Source organism: Microcoleus sp. B3-A4 (assembly GCF_036705385.1).
In the GTDB taxonomy this organism is placed as follows: domain Bacteria; phylum Cyanobacteriota; class Cyanobacteriia; order Cyanobacteriales; family Microcoleaceae; genus Microcoleus.
Genome location: NZ_JAUBUI010000099.1, coordinates 1 through 19,101, shown reverse-complemented (window position 1 = coordinate 19,101; position 19,101 = coordinate 1). Strand labels below are relative to the sequence as shown.

The following is a 19,101-nucleotide window of genomic DNA, read 5'->3' as shown; positions in this document are numbered from 1 at the left end:
TTGGTTAGATAGGATGCTTTTTACAAAGGGTATACTTAGCTATTTTACTATGGTTGTACTACCGGACATGATATCATTTGATTGTTTTCCTATGGAAGGGGAGCATTTCGCTGATTTGTTCGATTCCTTTCCTGAAACTTTTCCGGCTCACTTTCAGGAAGCACGAGGCATTCGTGCAGAGAACAAGCAGTTTGATGCGGTTTTGATGGGACGAAAAACCTATGAGGTAGGGCTAAATGTTGGTTTAACTAACCCTTATCCTACCTTGAAGCAGTATGTTTTTTCGCGCACTATGGAAGCCAGTCCGGATGAGAATATTGAACTTGTTTCGGACAATCCTATTGCATTGGTTAAAAAATTGAAAAAAGAAACGGGTAAAGACATCTGGCTCTGCGGTGGTGGGGCTTTAGCGGCAACTCTTTTTCCGGAGATTGACGAGATGATTGTGAAGTTGAATCCGGTAGTAATCGGAGCGGGAATTCCTCTTTTTTCCCGTGCACTCGATCCGACAAATTTGGAACTTGCCGATCGCAAAATCTATAGCAACGGTTTCATGTTGCTTCATTATCGAGTGAAGCATTAGCAATCAGGACTTTATTCCTTGGAATTGCTGCGGGCAAGAAACGAGTGAAGTCCTTACTACAAAATGATTTTATAGCACTTACACAAAAGCTGAGATTTTATGGGTGGTTAGCAAAGCGGTTATGCACCCGGCTTTTAACCGGTACCAGATAGGTTCAACTCCTATACCACCCACTCTCAATATATCTGCGTTAATCAGTGTTTATCTGCGGTTAAAAATCAAAAACTTGGAAAGTGCGGCTGTGTGGATGGCAACTGGTTTGGAATACCAGGGTGCAGCGAAAGCTGTAGAGGTTCGACTCCTCCACTTTTCGTTTTAATCATTAGCGAGCGATCCTTACTCATTAAGAACAGGCTAAGGACTAAAAACTAATGATTGAAAACAAACAACAATTCTAAAAGGAGAATCAAATGTAATGTCACGCACCAAATTTGAACGGAACAAACCCCACGTCAATGTCGGTACGATCGGTCACGTTGACCACGGCAAAACTACCCTAACAGCGGCGATTACAATGACGCTGGCTGCACAGGGTCGGGCCAAGGCTAAAAAGTACGATGAAATCGATGCTGCACCGGAAGAACAACAGCGGGGAATCACGATTAATACGGCTCACGTTGAGTATGAAACTGGCGATCGCCATTACGCTCACGTTGATTGTCCGGGTCACGCTGATTACGTGAAAAACATGATCGTGGGTGCCGCTCAAATGGATGGTGCAATCCTCGTCGTGTCGGCGGCAGATGGTTCGATGCCTCAAACTCGCGAACATATCTTGTTAGCGCGGCAAGTGGGAGTGCCGAAGTTGGTTGTCTTTTTGAATAAGAAAGATATGGTGGACGATGCGGAAATTTTGGAGTTGGTCGAGTTAGAAATTCGCGAACTTCTAAGTTCTTACGGTTTCCCCGGTGATGATATTCCAATTGTCGCAGGTTCGGCACTGAAAGCGCTGGAAAAGATGACTGCTGATCCGAAAATTCAGCGCGGCGAGGATGAGTGGGTCGATGGCATTTACAATTTGATGGATGCGGTAGATGACTGGATTTCTACGCCCGATCGCGATATTGACAAACCTTTTCTGATGGCTGTTGAAGATGTGTTCTCGATCAAAGGTCGGGGAACTGTCGCAACTGGCAAAATCGAGCGGGGTAAAATCAAAGTCGGCGATACTGTGGAATTGGTGGGAATCCAAAACACTCGCACGATAACTGTTATCGGCGTTGAAATGTTCCAGCAAATTATGGATGAAGGAATCGCTGGAGATAATGTCGGTTTGTTGCTTCGTGGCATCCAAAAAGACGAAATTGAGCGGGGGATGGTGCTTGCTAAACCCGGTTCAATTCAACCTCACACTGAATTCGATTCTGAGGTTTACGTGTTGTCGGAAAAAGAAGGCGGCCGCCGCACTCCTTTTGTTGCGGGATATCGCCCTCAATTCTTCGTGCGGACAACGGATGTTACAGGTACGATCGCATCTTTTACGGCTGATGACGGGAGCGCGATCAACATAGTAATTCCGGGCGATCGGGTTAATATGACTGTGAAGTTGTTGCAGCCGATCGCGATCGAACAAAATATGCGTTTTGCCATCCGCGAAGGTAATCGCACTGTGGGCGCCGGTGTCGTCTCCCGAATTCTGAAGTAGACACTTTCGGAACCAATTAGAATCAGTAGGGTGGGCCAAAGTCCACCTTACTGATTAATTCACAGCAAGTTTTTCTGTGTGGATGCAATAGGCGCCAAGATGGAGTCAAGCGAATTGTCTAGATTGGAGATGGCCAAGTATCAGATTTGGTTGGATGGTCTGCCGCACGTTTTGCACAAATCTGGGGAGGTTCTTGAGGTCGATCGCCCTTAAATGAAATGTGGAATCAGGGCGCTCAAACTTAAATTAAATATTGGAGTAAGGGCGATCGCCACAATTTTTTACAAAAATAGTTGATTTTTCAGAACGGTTGTGTTATACTAGGTTAGATGCGGGAGTATAGCTCAGTTGGTTAGAGCAGGTGACTCTTAATCTCAAGGTCGAAGGTTCAAGTCCTTCTACTCCCATCCTGAACCTGAATTTATCGAAACTCACGAGTGCAGTCAACTGCTGTAGCGGTTCGATGCGCCTGGGTGTTTGCGTTGTCTGATTTTGAATGCCGATCGACCGATCGGCTGATCCGATCGATAAAAGTGCGATCGCCCAAGCTATTTTTAAACTGAATAACAACAGGAAATGGTGATTAGCTATGATGGCCAATCTCTCGGCGCGCTGCTATGCGGGCGATCGCGATTTAGATGCGATCGCCGATTTAATCAATACTTGCGAAGAAGTCGATCGGCTCGATGAAGGCACTTCCATCTCGGAATTAGAACAAGAATTTAACCAACCGTCCCTAGACAAAGCCCGCGATATCCGCCTTTGGGAAGGTGTGGAGGGAAAATTAATCGGTTTCGCTCGGTTGTGGATTTCTGAACCAGGGGAAGTAATTGACGGTTGGCTGTGGTTTCGCGTTCACCCCTACGCGCGCGGAGGCGATGTGGAAGCAGCCGCGATCGCCTGGGGTGAAGTGCGGATGCGCGAGGTGTCTGCGATGCGGGGCGGGCGCGTGAAGCTGCGAACCTACGCTCGCGCTGAGGATTGCGATCGCATTTCGGTGCTGGGAAGTTGCGGTTTTAAGGTCGATCGCTATTTTTGCCGAATGGCGCGATCGCTCTCTGAACCGATCCCAGAACCGCACTTCCCCGAAGGTTTCGCGCTGCGTCAGTTCCCCGGCGAACAGGATGCAGCAGCTTGGGTAGAAATGTTCAACCAGTCGTTTATCGATCACTGGAATCATCACGATTTAACGGTGGATAAATATAAGCACGAGTTAGCTAAACCCGATTACAGAAATGATTTAGACTTGATTGCTGTTGCTGATGACGGCACATTTGTCAGTTTTTGTTACTGCAAGATTAGTGTGGAAGAGTGCGATCGTACCGGGCGCAATGAAGGCTGGATTGCTTGTCTCGGCACTAGGCGCGGCTTCCGCAAAAGGGGATTGGGACGAGCGATGTTGCTGGCTGGTTTGCATCGACTCAAAGCTGCCGGTGTGGCTACTGCTATTCTCGGCGTCGATGCTGAAAATTCCTCAGGTGCATTGCATCTTTACGAGTCTGCTGGCTTCCACAATATTCGCGATAGCATTTCTTATGTTAAGGACGTTTGATCGATGTTACAGTTCGCGATCGCACTCCCACCCTAGAAACCCGGTTTTTTACCGAATCGGCAGGTAGCAACGAAATATTTTCCTGAAAAAACCAGGTTTCTCGCAACTGGTGTAAGTTTTATATAAAAAACTTTTGCTACCCCCTTGACATTTATGTAGTATTTATGTAGTATGTAAGTATGGAAAGCGCAGGACAAGCAAAAACCTGTATTTTTCGTGCAAATTCTGAACCTTGACAACTAAATATTGCTCAAAATTTCAACCATCATCAATTTGAAAGTCTTGTAATATAGACTCGATGGTCATGTTGTTACTTTATACGAGACTGTTCGGTTACAAACTGACTCTGTTCGAGTCAGATGTTGTACGAAATCAGTCTAATTTTAACGAATTTGATGCGGATTCAGAACAGACAAGTTCAGCCAGATTTCAATCAACCAAAAAGGCTGAGCAAATCCGCCAAATTAAACAAGCTTATCATTTAGAACGGCGCTTCTTTCAGTAAAGATTATCCGATTTCGTGAATCTTTACCGATACTGGCAATTTGCTAAGTCTCACAAAAAGCCAAAGTCGAGAGCAGATAAGCTACTAATCCAAAATCCAAAATTGCTCTAGGAGGTATCGGTAATGGTTCACATTCGTTTTGAAGGACGTTCCTACGATCTGGCCGAAGACCAACTGGGTATCGCGGCAGGAATGAGCGACAAGGCTATTAAGGAACGTCTGGCAAATCATTTTGATGTCAAGGGCGATCGCTTCGAGTCTTACGTTCTGGATCGCCGTCCCAGCGGTGATTTAATTGTTCGGCCAGAAGCTGTTTACGGCTAGAAATTCACTTAAAGCACGTATTAGACAGCGCACCCCAACTAAAGAAGCTTACAAACTAAAAACGTTCCACTTAAAATCGAATAGTAGGTTCAATTCCTACCTTTCGAGAGCGTGAAAAAAAGCTTCTCTGACTTGTGCGCTGCCTTTTATAGCTAAATTTTTTATATCTATCCGACGCTTAAAAGTTCCACTTCGCGCCCCAACAAAGGAAGCTTACATACTAGCTCATTGGTAGAGCAATTCCCTTTTAAGGAACTGGTCGCGGGTTCAACTCCTGCGTATGTGCCAACGGCTTTCTTGACTTGCGCGAAGTGACCTTTTAGGCGCTATAAACTCTTGTTGTTAATTCAGGATCATAATTAAGTAATCCTGTTTGTATTGAAGACTTCCGTCCTCAAAAATAAATTGGGTATTAGCCATGAGAAAAAAACTGGCAATTTACCGATCGCCCAAGGAGATAGACAGTCTGATTCATGCCTTCCAAGAAGGCAACCTGTCGCGAAGTCAATGGACGCACGAAGCACATTTAACCGTTGCCCTTTGGTATCTGTGTTATGACTCAGAGCAAGAAGCGATAAATGCGATTCGCAATGGCATTAAACGTTACAACTCGGCTCAAGGAATTGAAACCACAAAAAACAGCGGGTATCACGAAACACTAACTCTGTTTTGGGTGCGAACTATTCGCGGGTATCTCGCCGATGGAAGCCAAAATCGCTCGATCGTACATCTGGCTAACGGTTTGATTGCAAAATATGCCGATCGCAATTTACCATTTCGCTACTACACGCGCGACCGGCTGATGTCTTGGGAAGCCCGAAATAGCTGGGTTGAACCAGACTTGAGAGCGATCGAATTAGAAAGAGTTTCCCTGAAATAGTTAACTTAAAATCGCAGTTTTTGCCGCGCCCCAATCGCGAGAGCTTACATACAGACCCTATTAGGTTTAGCCATAGGTTTACTAAAAAAAGCTCCCCAAACTTGCGCGGTGATTTTTAAATTTCACTTGCTAGCGTGCAACAACTGCCAACCACCGATTTTGAATACTTCTCAAATCCAAAATCCAAAATCGAATAGGAAGGTAACACCAATGAATATGAATACAGCAGAGCGCGATTTGCGTTTGGAAATGCTCAACAGTCTGCTCACAACTCCGCACCGTCAATTAGAAAAAGTAGCAGAAATTCACAAGTTAATTATCGAATTAGACCCCATTTTTTACGGTCATTTAGCAGTGTGGTATCAACGTCACGGCGACGTGCGCGATCACAAGGAAGTTTTTGCCGGAAATTTGCTGACTTCGGCGCTGACGGAACACCGAGATGCCGGTTTTATGATGCTGCAAGAGTTCCCTCCCTACGAGGTTTCGCGGATTGTGGACTTTATGAAGCAGCACCAGAATAAGGTGCCCCGCAGCGCGCGCACTGCTGTCACTCGCTATCTGAAATCGCGGGAAAAGAATGCACAGTTTTTCGATCGCGCCGCCATCCGCAACCGCAAGGCGATGAAGCATTTGTACGCAACGCTGCACGTCAAGCCGAGCGATCGCGCTAATGCTATTCTGTTTAAAGACAATCCGCCGGAAGACTCTCTGGCATTCGTTTTGAAGCAGTTAGCAAAGGCGGCGACACCTGCGGAACAGGCGAATTTGATTGTTGAGTACAAGATTCCGTATACGATCGCAGTTGGTGCGATCAGACAGCTAACGCCAACAGTTTTGGCCGCGCTGATTAACTCGATGTCGCCGCAGGAAGTCATCAACAATTTGAAATCGATTCAGTCGCGCGGCGCGATGGATCACGCGGAAGTCAAGCAGTTGATTGACTCGAAGCTGGATGAAGCGGCAAAGTGCGATCGGGTTTCTGCTTACAAAGCGAGTGTTGCGGGCGCGGGCGCGAACTTCGACACAGCAACGGCGGCGAAGCTGGAAGCGGTGACAAACGAACAGGTGAAGAAGCGCGGCAAGATTGCGAAAGCAACCGGTTTGTTGATTGACAAGTCGGGTTCAATGGAAAGTGCGATCGAAGTCGGGAAGCGTCTCGCTGCTTTGATTTCCGGCATTTCCGAGGCTGCACTGTTCGTTTATGCCTTTGACACGATGCCGTATCCAGTGCAAGCAAACGGCAGCGAATTGACAGACTGGGAACGCGCTTTCAAGCACATTCGCGGTGGCGGCGGCACAAGTTGCGGTTGCGCGGTGGAAGCAATGCGAATTAAAAAGCAGGTTGTCGAGCAATTCATTATCGTAACAGATGAAGGCGAAAACGCTGCACCTTATTTTGCAGATGCTTATCAGAATTACTGCCGCAGTTTGGGGGTAATTCCTGATGTTGTGATTGTGCGAGTTGGTGCTTGGTGCGAATATGTCCAGAAGCAATTGAAGGACAAACAAGTATCGGTGGAAACCTTTACGTTTGCGGGTGATTACTACTCCTTACCGAATTTAGTGCCGATGTTGAGTCGTCCTTCCCGACTGGAATTGTTGATGGAAATTCTGGATACGTCCCTGCCTGTGAGAGATGACAAGTGATATAATTGGGCATGGCTCGTGAGTTAAGCTCGCGGGCAATGCTTACTTTATGGGATAGCTACGGTGCCATACCTCAAAGCAAAACATCTATCAACCCAAGGTAAAAGGTTGAATGATAGGGTAAAAACTGCTAATCGCAAGTTAATTTATATTGGTGGTGAAATCAGGTTTCAATCCGAGATGGATTTGGAAGATTATATAGATGAGAAATTTGATGAAATCTTTCCCTCGCTAATTAAAATCAAAAGACAGCATACTGTAAAAATGCAGCGATGCGATTTATTGTGCTGTACCAAATCCGAAAATCAGCCGATAATTATTGAGTTGAAAAATGAAGAAGATCGAGGATTAGTTTCGCAGCTAACTCGTTATCGTAAAGCTATTCTCACAAATAAATGCTTTGAGGATAAAATTGACTATTCATTGCCCGTGAAAATGATAGCGATCGCACCGAGTTTTCACTATGATAATTACACAGACAAAGAAGCTTCAAAATTTGAAGAAGATTTTTGTTTTTGGGAATTTGCTGTACAAAATCATCATAATTCAGGTCAATTTAAACTATTAAGTCAAATTTATGAAATTTCTTACCCTGTATTTGGGTTGCCAGAAATCTCTCCTAATTTAGATCTTAGCAGTTTACCTGCTTTTACTCGCAATTTTGTAGGTAGGCTCCCACCAGACTATCATACAGATTTTCTGAAGTTGCGAACTTTGCTTTTGTCTCAGCCAAAAGTAAAAGAAATGGTTAGTACCACTTACAGAAAAATATTGTATGGAACTGGGGATGGAATGAATCACAAAAAAGTGGCAGAAATAACTAACACTACTAACGGAATCGTTTTATTTCTTTGGTTGCCAACTAGCGTTCATAAAAATATCAAAACACCCGTAGCTCGATTTGGATTTGTTTTAGAAAAAGGAGGCAACCCCTTTGCTCACAACTCTTTCTTAGAATGGGTAGTCTGTACCAATGATACTATCAACTTAAAAGAGCAACCTCAACCTAATACATTTTCAGGAATGACTAGGCATGGAATGTTAAAATGGTGTAAACCTAATATGTACTTAACGCAAGCTGCACTAGGTTATAATAATACTTTTTGGTTACTTATCAATCTTCTTAAAGGTATTACTCCTCCTCTTGATAACACTACTCTGGAATGGTGGAAATCTTACGCAAAGGAGACACCCACTAATTTAGGATGGTTTATAGATTTAGCTATCAAAACCTGGAATTATCGCGTCAAGTAGAACTTTTATATACGGATACATTCACCAGCCAACGAAAAACAGCCCGCAATCCTTCAGGTGTTAGCATTGTAAATTATTCTCTAGTTTGAGCGATAATTTCTTGTAATTCGGGATTAGCGATGGATGACACTAACTGGGAATCCACAGCAGCTAAAGCAGCGCGCAGCTTTTCCGAAGTGAGTGCAGGATATTTCTCTAACACCTGCTGTTCGGTCCATCCCGCAGCAAAGAGCCCTAGCAAAAATTCTACAGACAATCGAGTTTCTGGCGCTGCTGGTTGACTTGTTGAAGCTTTGGGGTTTGGATGAATGAGCTTTCGCCAGTCCATTGTTTTACTTAAACGATTTGGGAATATTCCGCCGATTATACTGCATTTGGGCACAGTAGAAACACGGGCCTAGTTGACTGATTGTGTAACATGATACGGCAGGTAATACCACTTTAGATTTTATATTTTAGATTGCGAATCACTGATGACAACCAGCGTTTGGAGTTTGGCGACAGTGGCATTTTTTTTGAGCTGGTGTCATTTCCCCATTTTGCGATTAAATTGTTATTACGATCGCAGTACAGCGCTTTCTTATAGACTAGAGTGATGGGGTAGCGACGGGGCGATCGACCTTTTTGCTTCAGTCCGTTTCTATACCAAACTCCGATTGCGCTAAATCTCAACCCACTGTGCTACGAACTGTGCAGCTAACTGTGCAGCGAACTGTGCAACCCACAATACAACTACTTTAACTTCTTAAAACTATGGGAAAAAAGTCGAAAGCCAAAAAATCCCAGCTCAAAAAATCCAGTTTGCTCTGCCAGCGACTCCAAGAAGCTCTGGATCGAGGCAGTAAAGTTTGGATTAAAACAAATAATAGTAGTTTCGGCGGCATCCCGACTAATTTGTTCGGGGAGTTTGTGGAACTTTTGGTGATAGTTCCCCCTAACGAACAGGCGGAACATATCGATGCTTACGGGCAAGTTACGTGGCTGATTCGACTCTCTGATATTATTGCACTTGCTTACCCTACTGAATATTGGTCTAAAGATAGATTAGAAAGTTTGCTGCCACCCGATGCAGTTACTTCCGAAGTAGGAGATTAACTCCGTAGGGTGTGCATTGCGTACCCTAATTTTAGCTGAGTTGTATTTGGTATGGTGTGCATTGCACACCATACATTTACTATTTTTTAAGCTGTTTTAGCAGCCAAAATATACACCTCTTCCACCGATTTTTATCAGTTTAATTAGTTGTTGCAAGCTGAAAGCTGCACTTTACAACTGCCGCCCTCTAGTTCGCTGCAACCTGCGAGAGCTTGAGCTTCTGCTGCGGCTTGATCCTCGCCCCAGCCCGCACCAGCTCCTCCTTTGCCTACTGCGATCGCTCCACAATTATTACTATTAGATGTCAGCGCTTCGCAATCGTTAGCACCTCCGCTTTTTTCATTGCAGACGGCTACTGCTGCGTTTAGTGCTTCTTTCTCTGTGGCATGATCCCAACTAATACCAGTGGCGTCAGAAGTCGGAGAATAGGCAGTAGCTCCATAGGTATTCTGAGCTTTAGCTACCTGGACTGAGCCAAAAAGAGGAAGTGTCAAAGCAGTGACTACAACCCACTTAGAATAAAGCTTTTGCAGCATATTTACTTAAGATATTTACAAGGTTAAGTTGCGAGGTTCGCTCAATATTAGATTAGGAAATTAATTCCTGTCAATAGTGTTTAGCAATCTTTATATTTTCTTAAACTACAAGTTTCTTTGATAACAAAAAGTAAGATTAAGGAGGTCACTTCAGTGGCAGATATTCGCAGAATTCTCAGCCAACTTGCGGCCAAAGAAGGGCACTTACTCGATACCCAATTCCTGGCTCCCTGTGTGCGCGGGGGAAGCGTGCGGATAAGGGTTAGCTCAATGGTTTATACTTTTCAACCGCAGCCGCGCAACTTTGAAGGATGGGCTATTTTTGGACCAGTCAATGAGAAAAATGCTGCGGTGATTGAGGAACCGAGTTTGCCGCAAGTAGCCGAGTATTTGCAACTGCTCGTACCCGTTCGCTTGCAGTTGGCTTGCGTGCTGCAAGGGCAAACGTGGCTGGCTTATCCTGTTAACGAATCTGATGCTAAACAGCGCACGGGTGTTGCGAAACCCGTACCAGTTCATTTAGTAACTGAAGGTTCGCAGTTTGAGCCGATAGTTGCGCGCTGGGACGGTCATTGTTTGTGGTTTGAAGAGATTGATAGACGCGCCGATCCGCTGCCGTCTGAGGAATTGAAAGCAGCTTTGAAAAAGTTGATTTTGCCTCAAGAAGTTCGCTTTAAAGGGATGACACCCGAAATGCGAACTGTTTATGAGTTGGTGTCCCGAAATATTAAAGGTTTCGATCCGAAAGTGCGGGCCCAAAAGCGCTTGCAGCGGGCCCTAAAAATGGGCGGCGGTGAATTGCGGGATTTTTGCGATCGCGAAAATTATTGGCTGGTTGAATGGACTAGCGGAACGGGAGAACACCACACTTCTGCGATCGCCAAAAATGACTTGACAGTTATGAGTGCGGGGATTTGTCTCAGCGGCTCGGACAAAGACTTCGACTTGCATTCATTGGTTGGAGTCGTCGAAAATCGCTAATTCTTGATTACCATGAGTATATTTTTTCACGAACAACTTTACAGAAGTGCCGCAGTGATGTCGCAGATCAAAAATTTCCCGGTAACGGTGTGCGGGGCGGGCGCTTTGGGTGCGAATATTACAGAAAGTCTGGCGCGATCGGGCTTTTGTCAGTTAAAAGTCATCGATCGCGATCGCATTGAGGAACGCAACCTTTCCACTCAACCCTATTATCGATCGGACATCGGCGCATTCAAAGCCAAAATTCTCGCCAACAACCTCTATCGCGCTTTGGGAGTCAGCATTGACGCGCACTCAAAAGAATTGACACCCGCCAATGCCGATCGGCTGCTGGCAAACAGCGCCACAGTCATCGATACTTTTGATAACAGTGTCGGGCGGCAAGCAGTCAAGGATTACTGTGCCAGTGTCTCCCTTCCCTGCGTGCACGTCGGATTAGCTGCCGATTACTCCGAAATAATTTGGAACCAACACTATCGGGTTCCTTCAGCGGCGAATGATGACGTTTGCGATTACCCGCTGGCGCGAAACTTGGTAATCCTGACAGTTGCAGTTGCCTGCGAAGTTATTGTTACCTTTGCTGCTACCAAAGAGCAACAAAATTTAACTTGCACGATCGGAGATTTTGCAGTAAAGCCACTTATATTGTAGAATGTCGGTTGACTGTTGCCAGAAACCCGGTCAATCAAGATTGGATGCCCCCATCCTATAAACCCGGTTTCTCACCCTCAAACAATCGTCCAACTTGCAAAAAACGCTTGAAAAATTAACAGGGAAAGTATGGCCGGATCGCAGACTTTTTATTATTTACTAGCAATTCTCGCCCTATTAGTTTTGACGGGCACAAGTAGAGCAAACTATGCAGCAGGCTCCGCAGTTTGCTCTACTGATGATTGCCATCGACCAGCAGTGAGACACCATAAAAGGATTTTAAAATGCGGCTCGAAAGGGCACGATGTGAAGAAACTGCAAAAGTTGTTGAACGCGCGGGGCTTGTCCCCACACCCGATCGTAATTGATGGCGTTTTCGGTCCGACAACCGAAAATGCAGTGAAAAGATTTCAGCGACAAGCGGATATTCCTGTAGACGGAGTTGTGGGAGGCAAAACTTGGGACAGACTGTTTGCTAGTTCGTAACTTGAAGCACCGGACAACAAAGGTTCCTAAGTCATCATTGCTAATCATTAATCGCTGCGGTTTGTAGTTGGACAGATAGCGCATTTTGTGCAACTACAGACACAGAAGCTTTAATCAACAATCAATCGCATATCTAGATTGCTAATGAATGAAGTTTTAGATTTTTGGTTTGGTCGATCGCACTCTCCTGAGTTTGGCAAAGTCCACAAGAAATGGTTTGAAAAAGATGCGGATTTTGATGCCCAAGTGCGATCGCGCTTTCTGCCGCAATACGAACTAGCCGCCTCCGGTCAACTCGACTCATGGCAAGATTCCCCCGAAAATTGCCTAGCATTAATTCTACTGCTCGATCAATTTCCGCGTAATATGTTTCGGGGAACGCCCCAAGCATTCGCCACAGACAGCAAAGCTTTAGCCACCGCCGAATACGCTGTTAATAATAAATTCGATCGCGAATTGCTGACTGTACAAAAATTATTTGTTTATCTGCCTTTTGAACACAGCGAAAACTTAGAAAACCAGCAAAAATCTGTCGAACTATTTAGCCAACTCAGCGGCGAACCTGACAGCGATTCATTCATTGAATACGCGATGCAGCATTTGGAAATAATCCAGCGTTTTGGGAGATTTCCCCACCGCAATGAAATTCTCGGTCGCGAAACAACCCCCGAAGAAGCAGAGTTTCTGAGACAACCCGGTTCTGGATTTTAAAGCGCGATCGCAAAATCTCGATCGTTCTGATATATTCGAGGTTGTAGAGGCGGTTTGATCGCGCAATCACAACCAACAGCAGACAATCTCTCTACAAAACCCGCCCCAACCCAGCGAATCTCAAATTGAATAGTGAAATTAGAAAAGAAGATCCATTGTTGATTCAACAAAAAGTAGACGCTGGTGAAGAATTTATTAATCCCCCCATCGTCACCCGCGATACTGCACTCGATAAATCCGGTTATTCGCTTCCTCAGTAAACAGCAAACTCCCGTCAGGTAAAACCAGCAAACCAACCGGCCGTCCCCAAGTTTTCGGGCCCGACGGATCTGTGAGAAAACCAGTCAGAAAATCCTCATAATAACCTTGAGGGCGTCCGTTCGCCGCATTAAAAGGTACAAACACGATTTTATAACCAGTTCCAGCGTTCCGGTTCCAACTGCCGCGAAACGCCACAAACGCCCCGTTCAGGAATCTTTTGGGAAACGTTTTGCCGTCGTAAAACTGAAGCCCCAAAGCCGCCGAGTGCGCCTGAAACAGCACGTCCGGCATTAATGTTTTAGCCGCTAAATCAGGTCGATCGCTATTGCCATTTCTGGAGTGGCGCGGGTCGAGCAAATTCGGCTTAAAATAAGCGTAAGGCCAGCCGTAAAACTCGCCTTGACGAATTCTTGTGAAGTAATCCGGCACCAAATCATCTCCCAAACCGTCGCGTTCGTTGACTGTCGTGTAGAGTTGATTGGTTGTTGGGTGAAAATCCAATCCCACCGGATTTCGCAAACCGGAAGCGAAAATTTGCTGGTTCTTGCCGTCCAAATTCATCACTTGAACAGACGCCCTCGGCAGCGGTTCGACATCGGCATTAGACTGCGATCCAACTGATACGAAAAGCTTGCTATTGTCGGGGGAAACGACAACATTTCGCGTCCAGTGTTGGTTGTAGCCACCGCCCGGTAAATCAGCAATTTTTTGACCGCTACCAGTCAATTGTTCCTGCCCTTTTGTGTAGGGAAATCGGCGGACTTCAGCAGTATTGCCGAGGAAAAAATAGCGATCGCCAAAAGCCATGCCAAAGGGAATATTTAACCCGTTTTGGGCACTTGCAAAAGTTTTGCGAACCTCAGCAACCCCGTCGCCGTTGGCATCCCGCAACAGCGTAATCCGATTCTGCCGGGTTTCTGTTACCAAAACATCGCCTGTCGGCGTCAAAGCCAGCCATCGCGGAGCGTCTAAATTGTCAGCAAAAACGTTGACGACAAAGCCTGGAGGGACTTGCAGCACTGGCGATGCGGGAATCGGTATTACTTGAGGAGGTTTTGAGGCGCTATCGCTGGCTCCTGGCCGCGGCAAAGAAGTTGCAACAATGCGGATTGGCTGCGGCGAAAGCGGTTTGGTCGGTACAATTTGATTTGTCCCAACATTTGCCAGCGGTGCACGGGAGGGAATTTGCGACACGGGGCCGCTGTCGCCCACAGCAGGGGCGATCGCATCTGTAGCTCGATCGCACGCAATCATCGGCAACAGCAGAATTAGCAGCAAGAAACGCAGGTAATACATAGCAGCGATTTCTCCACAATTGCTGGACAATTCTATTATTCTAACTGCTATTAAATAGCTAAGCCACCGCGCCGGCGGTGGCTTAATTCCATTTACTGATACCAGTTGCAAAAAAGAATGCAACTGTAGGTCAGTGATCCAAAGTTTGAGCTCGATCAGTCAATCGATTTTAGATTTTAGATTTTAGATTTTAGATTGAAGAAAGCGACCCCACTGATAACTCCGAGGGCTTGCGATCCGGATTCGAGCTTTTTTCTCGCTTCGCCAGTGAATCACGGGGCTTGTGACCACATTGCTTTTGGTCATTCGCAATTCTCTAATCTAAAATCTAAAATCTAAAATGGTATAACCTAGCTCTACCAAAGTCCTCTCACAGGAGCCGGACGGGGAGCCGGAGCCGGGATTGGACGAGGAGCCGGAATCGGAGCCGGAGCCGGAGCCGGACGAGGAGCCGGACGCGGTGCCGGTTCTGGAGCCGGACGCGGTGCCGGTGCTGGGGTTGCGGGACGAGCAACCGTTGTGGCTACAACCTTATAATCGGGGATCACTGCGATATTTTGTATCTGAGATCCGGCGACGGTGGCTCTGACTTTCATTCCCGGTACTAGACCAATAATTCTCAGGACGCATCTTTGAATCCTGAGAGTCCTGTACGGCGCGCTTTCTTCGCGAATAGTTACTACATCGCCGACAATACTTTTGACAAAACCGACAATGGTTCTAGTGTTTGCTGTTGTGGTGGTTTGCGTTTGGGCTATTTGAGTTGCAGGGTTAGCCATCGCAGGATGTACTGAGACCGCCGAAATTACCACCGACAGTGTTGCACCTGTCAATAATTTGATGTTCTGAAGACGCATTGAAACCTCACATTAACTGCTATTCAGGGTCGGGTTTGCTTCCGCTGCGCGAAAGTCCCAACCTCTATACCTAATCCAGTTTAATCCCCAGAGTAGGAAATTTATGACAATCTCAAAAAAAGATTATCGAACAAGTATTTAAAGACTAAATTTTACATCATAAGTTCCCGATTTACAACAAGTTCAGCGGTTCGCATCTCTAGAGTGTTGGCGTGATATATTGAGTTTATTCGATCGACCGTAGCAGTTTTTTTCCGCCAACCTAACTGTTGCTGGGGCCAACTCTACCCAAAGACAGATTGTGCTTGCCGGATACAGCAGCGCCATAGTTTGAATACTCGATCCCCAGTCGGTCATGGCTAAAAAATCAAATTAGTCGGAGGTATAATTTAATCATTTTCTGGCAATATTTACGCATAAACCGGGTTTTCTCACGACATTCTCTTGCGTAAGTCCACTGAGCCGCTTATAAAAACCTTGTTTTTTTCGTAGTATTATTGCCTAAGCTTTGTGTTGAGTTACAAGTTATGAGTTGTGGAATTTAAACTAAAAACTGTGCAGCGCAGTTGCAGTCAAAAAGCCATCTTAAAATTTTTCCGATCGGGTGCGGTTGGCGGATAATTAGAGAGGAACTTTGTAGGAACTGCTGGTGAGGAGTTTAGCGAACAAAACAATGGTGAAGAGCAAATTTTTGTTTGACAAGTTAATTGTACTGAGCTTGAGTGCAGCCGCGCTGTCGGTTGGCCTACAGCAGCAGGCGACTGCCGAAGTGGTGGCTAATTCAAGTAATAGTGCGATCGCGGCGCAGCGGCCCACATCCGAGACACAATTGCCGAATCTCGGAACCCCAGAACTGCCGCCCTTGGGAGAACCATTTCGTTATATTCCCCAGGAACCAACGCCTGCGGTAAATCCTATTGAGGAAGTGCGTTTAGTGCTGAAATTGCGAGAACGCCGCGTCTATGTTTACCGACAAAATAAGGTGCAAGCCAGTTTCCCGGTTGCTGTGGGAAAAGGCGGGTGGGAAACTCCTACAGGCAATTTTAAAGTTATGCAAATGATCAAAGATCCAGTTTGGCAAAATCCTTGGACAGGAGAACTTATTCCTGCTGGGCCAGACAATCCATTAGGGAGTAGGTGGATGGGGTTTTGGACGGATGGCAAGAATGTGATTGGTTTTCACGGTACTCCGAATCCAGAGTCGATCGGGGGGGCGGCTTCTCACGGCTGCGTCAGAATGTTTGATAAAGACGCACAGGCTTTATTTGAGAAAGTCGCAGTTGGCACACCGGTGATTGTTGAGCATTAATTATTTGGAGGTTGGGGTGCATAAAAACATTTCGGAACAGGCAAGATGCCTGTTCCACAAAAAATCAATTTTCTTGTGGGGTGGGCAGGAGGTTCCGCCCATGAAATACTGATTGATAATGGTGATTTTCGGTTAGTTAGAACTTACACCTTAAACCTCTGTCAGCAACAGGCTTTCGGGCCTGTTCCACAACCAAGAGTTAAATAGATTGCTGATATTTTTCCAACAACTCCGGGATGTAATCGTAGCCATCAACACCGATCGCCGGAATGATATTCGCTCGACTTTTAGCCAAAGCTTGTTTAAAAGATTCCGCCCCCATTTGACCCCGCAAAATTGTCAACAAACCAGCCGATTGACGCCATTCCATCGCACCAATTTGCTCCAAAGTATACATCCCCAAACTGCCCGCAAATATCGCTTTTTCTAGTGAGTTGATTCTGTAATAAGCTTGAGCCAAGTAAGCCAAATTCAGACCTTGCAAATATAAATCCCCTGAGAATTGAGCTGCTTGCCAACCTTTAAGCAAATATTCGATCGCAGATTCAGCATTTTCCAAGGCGATTTTAGCAATACCGAGACTGCTGGAACAAAAAGCTTGACTTTGGCGATCGCCCAATTTTTCCGATAGCAACAAACCTTGTTCCAAATAACCGATCGCACTCTCGTAAACCTCCGGTTCCACCTCCTCCAACTGCCGCGCTTGAAACACTTCGCTGTAACCCAAATTAGCCAGCGCATTTGCCTCACCTTGTCTTTCTCCCGCTTGTCTGGCCATAATTAAAGCCCGCTGGCTGTAATTAATCGCTTCCTGATAATTTTTTTGAGCAACATAGTTGCGGCTGATGTGATTGAGATTGGCAACTTCGCAAGCTTTGTCTCCTTCGGTACGCGCAATTTCCAGCGCTTGCTTGTGCAGCAAGATCGATCGCTCATAAGCCCCAGCCGCCTGCATCGAATAACCCAAAAGCGTCAGAATCCGAGCTTTCGCTTGAGTGCCTTCAACTCGGCGCAGCGGTTCGTCTAAATAATCCAAAGTATGCCGCAGGGCTTTACCATCAAACGAAGCAAAAATTCCCCCGTAAAGCGGAAAATATTCTCGCTGAGAAAAAGCGCGTAAAATTTGCAAAGTTACTTGAAAACAAGCATTTGCCAACTGCTCGCCGCTCTTGGTAGAATTATTAAACCCACTAGCTAGCTGACTCCAAATTACCGCAAAAGTAATGTAAGTAGAAATTGAAGCTTTTGTTGACACTTTGGAATCGTAAACTTGCTTGTCAAACCATGTCGCCAACGCCCGCTGCAAGCACTGCAAAATAATCGCCGCTTCCACCAATATGCCTAAATCTAAATTCGATTGCTGGGCTGCGAATTGAACTACAGATTCACCGAGCGCAATAGTATTCAAAAGAGCCTGGGGAAAGGGACTGTTAACTTTTTTGGCCCAAAAAGCCCAAGGCCCATTTTGTTCGGGACTACCGGCAAATCCTAGCTGCTGCGGCTGATAAATCCAGCCCACGAGTTCCGGTTCCAAACGCTGCCAAGATTCTAAACCTTTGGCGATGCCGGCGGTGATTTGCAGCAAATCTTGTTCGGTTTCGGGATTGGCAGTTTGCAGCATTTGTTGGTATAGAGATTTTGCCAATTGCTGCAATTGAGCGAGAGTCAGCGGATGTTCTTTATTCGGATCGATTACTTGCAATAATGCCAGGAGACGGGCATTAGATTCGGCAGTAACGATTTGTTGGATTGAGGATGCAATTGCGCGATCGACGCGGTTATCTTTCTGCCAGCGTTCCCATTCTCCTTGGATGGTTTTGAGAGCTCGGAGGGTGCGATTTGCCTTTGCTTGTTTGATTTCGTCTTTTTCATTTCTGACTTGATTTTCGGCAGCATCAAGGCGTTCGCCGAAACAGCGTTCAAAGATTTCGCCAGTACCAGTGCTAATGTCTTGCACCAGCATTTGATAAACTTGTTCTTTGGAGCGAATTTGACCTTTGAGGGTGATTTCGACAATTTTGTCGATTAGGGCTAGGTAGCGATCGCGCAATGAGGTAGATTCAGGCATAAGTTATTTTTAGTTAATAAATTTTTATGGACAGCGCTTGCAGCTTGCACCATTTCATGCTGCTACTTAATTTTACAGCTCATCTGGATTAATGCCCATTGCTCGCAGTCGATCGGCTAATCGATTTGCCCGCTGACTTTCCGATTCGGCTAGCTGCCTTTCCAATTGAGCTCGCTGTCTTGCAAATTCTTCTGGAGTCCGAGCTAAATTGCCATTAACATCATACTAGCGCAGCCACAACCTCTGATGTTGTAAGAAAGAACCTTACCGCAAACCAAAACTAAAATTTATTTCCTGTATCCAGAATCGAGCACCTGTTAACACTTGTTCGCGGTAAAGGTTGTCAACTAAGCGAAATACTCTCAATTGGTTTTTGTATATCAATACTCCGGACAGTTTTTAAGCAGCCAAAGTACCATAAGACAAGACTGAAGGAAGATTAGGATGGTTTAAAATC

At 45.7% G+C, this 19,101-nt stretch carries 19 protein-coding genes and 4 tRNA genes; 17 read left to right on the top strand and 6 right to left on the bottom strand.

Annotation, left to right across the window (positions count from 1 at the left end; all coding sequences use genetic code 11):
- Positions 1-13 precede the first annotated feature (13 nt).
- The 11 genes from QUB33_RS25685 to QUB33_RS25635 all read left to right on the top strand — a co-directional run bounded on the left by QUB33_RS25685 (position 14) and on the right by QUB33_RS25635 (position 8,393).
- Positions 14-583: a dihydrofolate reductase family protein gene (locus QUB33_RS25685; protein WP_333356170.1), complete on the top strand. Its 570-nt coding sequence runs from the start codon at positions 14-16 to the stop codon at positions 581-583.
- 101 nt (positions 584-684) lie between these two features.
- Positions 685-756, top strand: a tRNA-Lys gene (locus tag QUB33_RS25680).
- 54 nt (positions 757-810) lie between these two features.
- Positions 811-897, top strand: a tRNA-OTHER gene (locus QUB33_RS25675).
- Between the two features lie 101 nt (positions 898-998).
- Positions 999-2,228 (top strand): elongation factor Tu, encoded by a 1,230-nt coding sequence (gene tuf, locus QUB33_RS25670; RefSeq protein ID WP_333356167.1) that lies wholly within the window; start codon positions 999-1,001, stop codon positions 2,226-2,228.
- Between the two features lie 333 nt (positions 2,229-2,561).
- Positions 2,562-2,635, top strand: a tRNA-Lys gene (locus QUB33_RS25665).
- A 182-nt stretch (positions 2,636-2,817) separates the two neighbouring features.
- On the top strand, positions 2,818-3,780 hold the full coding sequence (locus QUB33_RS25660) for a GNAT family N-acetyltransferase (protein WP_333356164.1): 963 nt from the start codon (positions 2,818-2,820) through the stop codon (positions 3,778-3,780).
- Positions 3,781-4,408: 628 nt separating this feature from the next.
- On the top strand, positions 4,409-4,609 hold the full coding sequence (locus tag QUB33_RS25655; protein WP_333209070.1) for a hypothetical protein: 201 nt from the start codon (positions 4,409-4,411) through the stop codon (positions 4,607-4,609).
- Between the two features lie 215 nt (positions 4,610-4,824).
- A tRNA-Lys gene (locus QUB33_RS25650) sits at positions 4,825-4,897 on the top strand.
- Positions 4,898-5,027: 130 nt separating this feature from the next.
- A complete protein-coding gene (locus QUB33_RS25645) occupies positions 5,028-5,489 on the top strand; it encodes a hypothetical protein (RefSeq protein ID WP_333356161.1) in 462 nt (153 codons plus the stop codon).
- Between the two features lie 210 nt (positions 5,490-5,699).
- Positions 5,700-7,139 (top strand): hypothetical protein, encoded by a 1,440-nt coding sequence (locus QUB33_RS25640; protein WP_333356157.1) that lies wholly within the window; start codon positions 5,700-5,702, stop codon positions 7,137-7,139.
- A 63-nt stretch (positions 7,140-7,202) separates the two neighbouring features.
- On the top strand, positions 7,203-8,393 hold the full coding sequence (locus QUB33_RS25635; protein WP_333356154.1) for a hypothetical protein: 1,191 nt from the start codon (positions 7,203-7,205) through the stop codon (positions 8,391-8,393).
- 73 nt (positions 8,394-8,466) lie between these two features.
- Here QUB33_RS25635 and QUB33_RS25630 read toward each other — a convergent pair whose 3' ends face one another.
- Positions 8,467-8,721: a DUF433 domain-containing protein gene (locus QUB33_RS25630; protein WP_333356151.1), complete on the bottom strand. Its 255-nt coding sequence runs from the start codon at positions 8,719-8,721 to the stop codon at positions 8,467-8,469.
- 425 nt (positions 8,722-9,146) lie between these two features.
- On the opposite strand from QUB33_RS25630, the gene QUB33_RS25625 reads away from it, so the two are divergent.
- Entirely contained in the window at positions 9,147-9,488 is a 342-nt protein-coding gene (locus QUB33_RS25625) for a hypothetical protein (RefSeq protein ID WP_333356148.1), read from the top strand.
- Positions 9,489-9,631: 143 nt separating this feature from the next.
- Here QUB33_RS25625 and QUB33_RS25620 read toward each other — a convergent pair whose 3' ends face one another.
- Positions 9,632-10,024 carry a DUF4189 domain-containing protein gene (locus QUB33_RS25620; RefSeq protein WP_333356145.1) on the bottom strand — a complete coding sequence of 131 codons (393 nt, stop codon included), beginning with the start codon at positions 10,022-10,024 and terminating at the stop codon, positions 9,632-9,634.
- Positions 10,025-10,177: 153 nt separating this feature from the next.
- Between QUB33_RS25620 and QUB33_RS25615 the strand changes: the two genes are divergently transcribed.
- From QUB33_RS25615 to QUB33_RS25600, 4 genes are all read left to right on the top strand, one after another.
- Positions 10,178-11,005 (top strand): hypothetical protein, encoded by an 828-nt coding sequence (locus QUB33_RS25615; protein ID WP_333356140.1) that lies wholly within the window; start codon positions 10,178-10,180, stop codon positions 11,003-11,005.
- A gap of 12 nt (positions 11,006-11,017) precedes the next feature.
- Positions 11,018-11,656 (top strand): ThiF family adenylyltransferase, encoded by a 639-nt coding sequence (locus QUB33_RS25610; RefSeq protein ID WP_333356137.1) that lies wholly within the window; start codon positions 11,018-11,020, stop codon positions 11,654-11,656.
- A gap of 129 nt (positions 11,657-11,785) precedes the next feature.
- Complete coding sequence (locus tag QUB33_RS25605) at positions 11,786-12,142, top strand: peptidoglycan-binding domain-containing protein (protein ID WP_333356134.1); 357 nt, start codon at positions 11,786-11,788, stop codon at positions 12,140-12,142.
- Positions 12,143-12,286: 144 nt separating this feature from the next.
- Positions 12,287-12,853: a DUF924 family protein gene (locus QUB33_RS25600; protein ID WP_333356131.1), complete on the top strand. Its 567-nt coding sequence runs from the start codon at positions 12,287-12,289 to the stop codon at positions 12,851-12,853.
- Positions 12,854-13,063: 210 nt separating this feature from the next.
- On the opposite strand, the gene QUB33_RS25595 is transcribed toward QUB33_RS25600, so the two are convergent.
- The 3 genes from QUB33_RS25595 to QUB33_RS25585 form a co-directional block, all read right to left on the bottom strand.
- A complete protein-coding gene (locus QUB33_RS25595) occupies positions 13,064-14,410 on the bottom strand; it encodes a sorbosone dehydrogenase family protein (RefSeq protein ID WP_333356128.1) in 1,347 nt (448 codons plus the stop codon).
- Positions 14,411-14,766: 356 nt separating this feature from the next.
- Entirely contained in the window at positions 14,767-15,267 is a 501-nt protein-coding gene (locus QUB33_RS25590; protein WP_333356125.1) for an autotransporter, read from the bottom strand.
- A 183-nt stretch (positions 15,268-15,450) separates the two neighbouring features.
- Entirely contained in the window at positions 15,451-15,624 is a 174-nt protein-coding gene (locus QUB33_RS25585; protein WP_333356122.1) for a hypothetical protein, read from the bottom strand.
- Positions 15,625-15,940: 316 nt separating this feature from the next.
- Here QUB33_RS25585 and QUB33_RS25580 point away from each other — a divergent pair, with 316 nt between their 5' ends.
- A complete protein-coding gene (locus tag QUB33_RS25580; RefSeq protein WP_333356118.1) occupies positions 15,941-16,576 on the top strand; it encodes a L,D-transpeptidase in 636 nt (211 codons plus the stop codon).
- Positions 16,577-16,775: 199 nt separating this feature from the next.
- Here the strand turns inward: QUB33_RS25580 and QUB33_RS25575 are convergent, their stop codons facing one another.
- Entirely contained in the window at positions 16,776-18,644 is a 1,869-nt protein-coding gene (locus QUB33_RS25575; protein ID WP_333356115.1) for a tetratricopeptide repeat protein, read from the bottom strand.
- Positions 18,645-19,101: the final 457 nt, after the last annotated feature.

What these genes read in the sequence shown, in the direction of transcription:
- QUB33_RS25685 (WP_333356170.1), top strand. Translation starts at nt 14, where the DNA reads ATGCTTTTTACAAAGGGTATACTTAGCTATTTTACTATGGTTGTACTA.
- tuf (WP_333356167.1), top strand. Translation starts at nt 999, where the DNA reads ATGTCACGCACCAAATTTGAACGGAACAAACCCCACGTCAATGTCGGT.
- QUB33_RS25660 (WP_333356164.1), top strand. Translation starts at nt 2,818, where the DNA reads ATGATGGCCAATCTCTCGGCGCGCTGCTATGCGGGCGATCGCGATTTA.
- QUB33_RS25655 (WP_333209070.1), top strand. Translation starts at nt 4,409, where the DNA reads ATGGTTCACATTCGTTTTGAAGGACGTTCCTACGATCTGGCCGAAGAC.
- QUB33_RS25645 (WP_333356161.1), top strand. Translation starts at nt 5,028, where the DNA reads ATGAGAAAAAAACTGGCAATTTACCGATCGCCCAAGGAGATAGACAGT.
- QUB33_RS25640 (WP_333356157.1), top strand. Translation starts at nt 5,700, where the DNA reads ATGAATATGAATACAGCAGAGCGCGATTTGCGTTTGGAAATGCTCAAC.
- QUB33_RS25630 (WP_333356151.1), bottom strand. Translation starts at nt 8,721, where the DNA reads ATGGACTGGCGAAAGCTCATTCATCCAAACCCCAAAGCTTCAACAAGT.
- QUB33_RS25625 (WP_333356148.1), top strand. Translation starts at nt 9,147, where the DNA reads ATGGGAAAAAAGTCGAAAGCCAAAAAATCCCAGCTCAAAAAATCCAGT.
- QUB33_RS25620 (WP_333356145.1), bottom strand. Translation starts at nt 10,024, where the DNA reads ATGCTGCAAAAGCTTTATTCTAAGTGGGTTGTAGTCACTGCTTTGACA.
- QUB33_RS25610 (WP_333356137.1), top strand. Translation starts at nt 11,018, where the DNA reads ATGAGTATATTTTTTCACGAACAACTTTACAGAAGTGCCGCAGTGATG.
- QUB33_RS25605 (WP_333356134.1), top strand. Translation starts at nt 11,786, where the DNA reads ATGGCCGGATCGCAGACTTTTTATTATTTACTAGCAATTCTCGCCCTA.
- QUB33_RS25600 (WP_333356131.1), top strand. Translation starts at nt 12,287, where the DNA reads ATGAATGAAGTTTTAGATTTTTGGTTTGGTCGATCGCACTCTCCTGAG.
- QUB33_RS25595 (WP_333356128.1), bottom strand. Translation starts at nt 14,410, where the DNA reads ATGTATTACCTGCGTTTCTTGCTGCTAATTCTGCTGTTGCCGATGATT.
- QUB33_RS25590 (WP_333356125.1), bottom strand. Translation starts at nt 15,267, where the DNA reads ATGCGTCTTCAGAACATCAAATTATTGACAGGTGCAACACTGTCGGTG.
- QUB33_RS25585 (WP_333356122.1), bottom strand. Translation starts at nt 15,624, where the DNA reads ATGACCGACTGGGGATCGAGTATTCAAACTATGGCGCTGCTGTATCCG.
- QUB33_RS25580 (WP_333356118.1), top strand. Translation starts at nt 15,941, where the DNA reads ATGGTGAAGAGCAAATTTTTGTTTGACAAGTTAATTGTACTGAGCTTG.
- QUB33_RS25575 (WP_333356115.1), bottom strand. Translation starts at nt 18,644, where the DNA reads ATGCCTGAATCTACCTCATTGCGCGATCGCTACCTAGCCCTAATCGAC.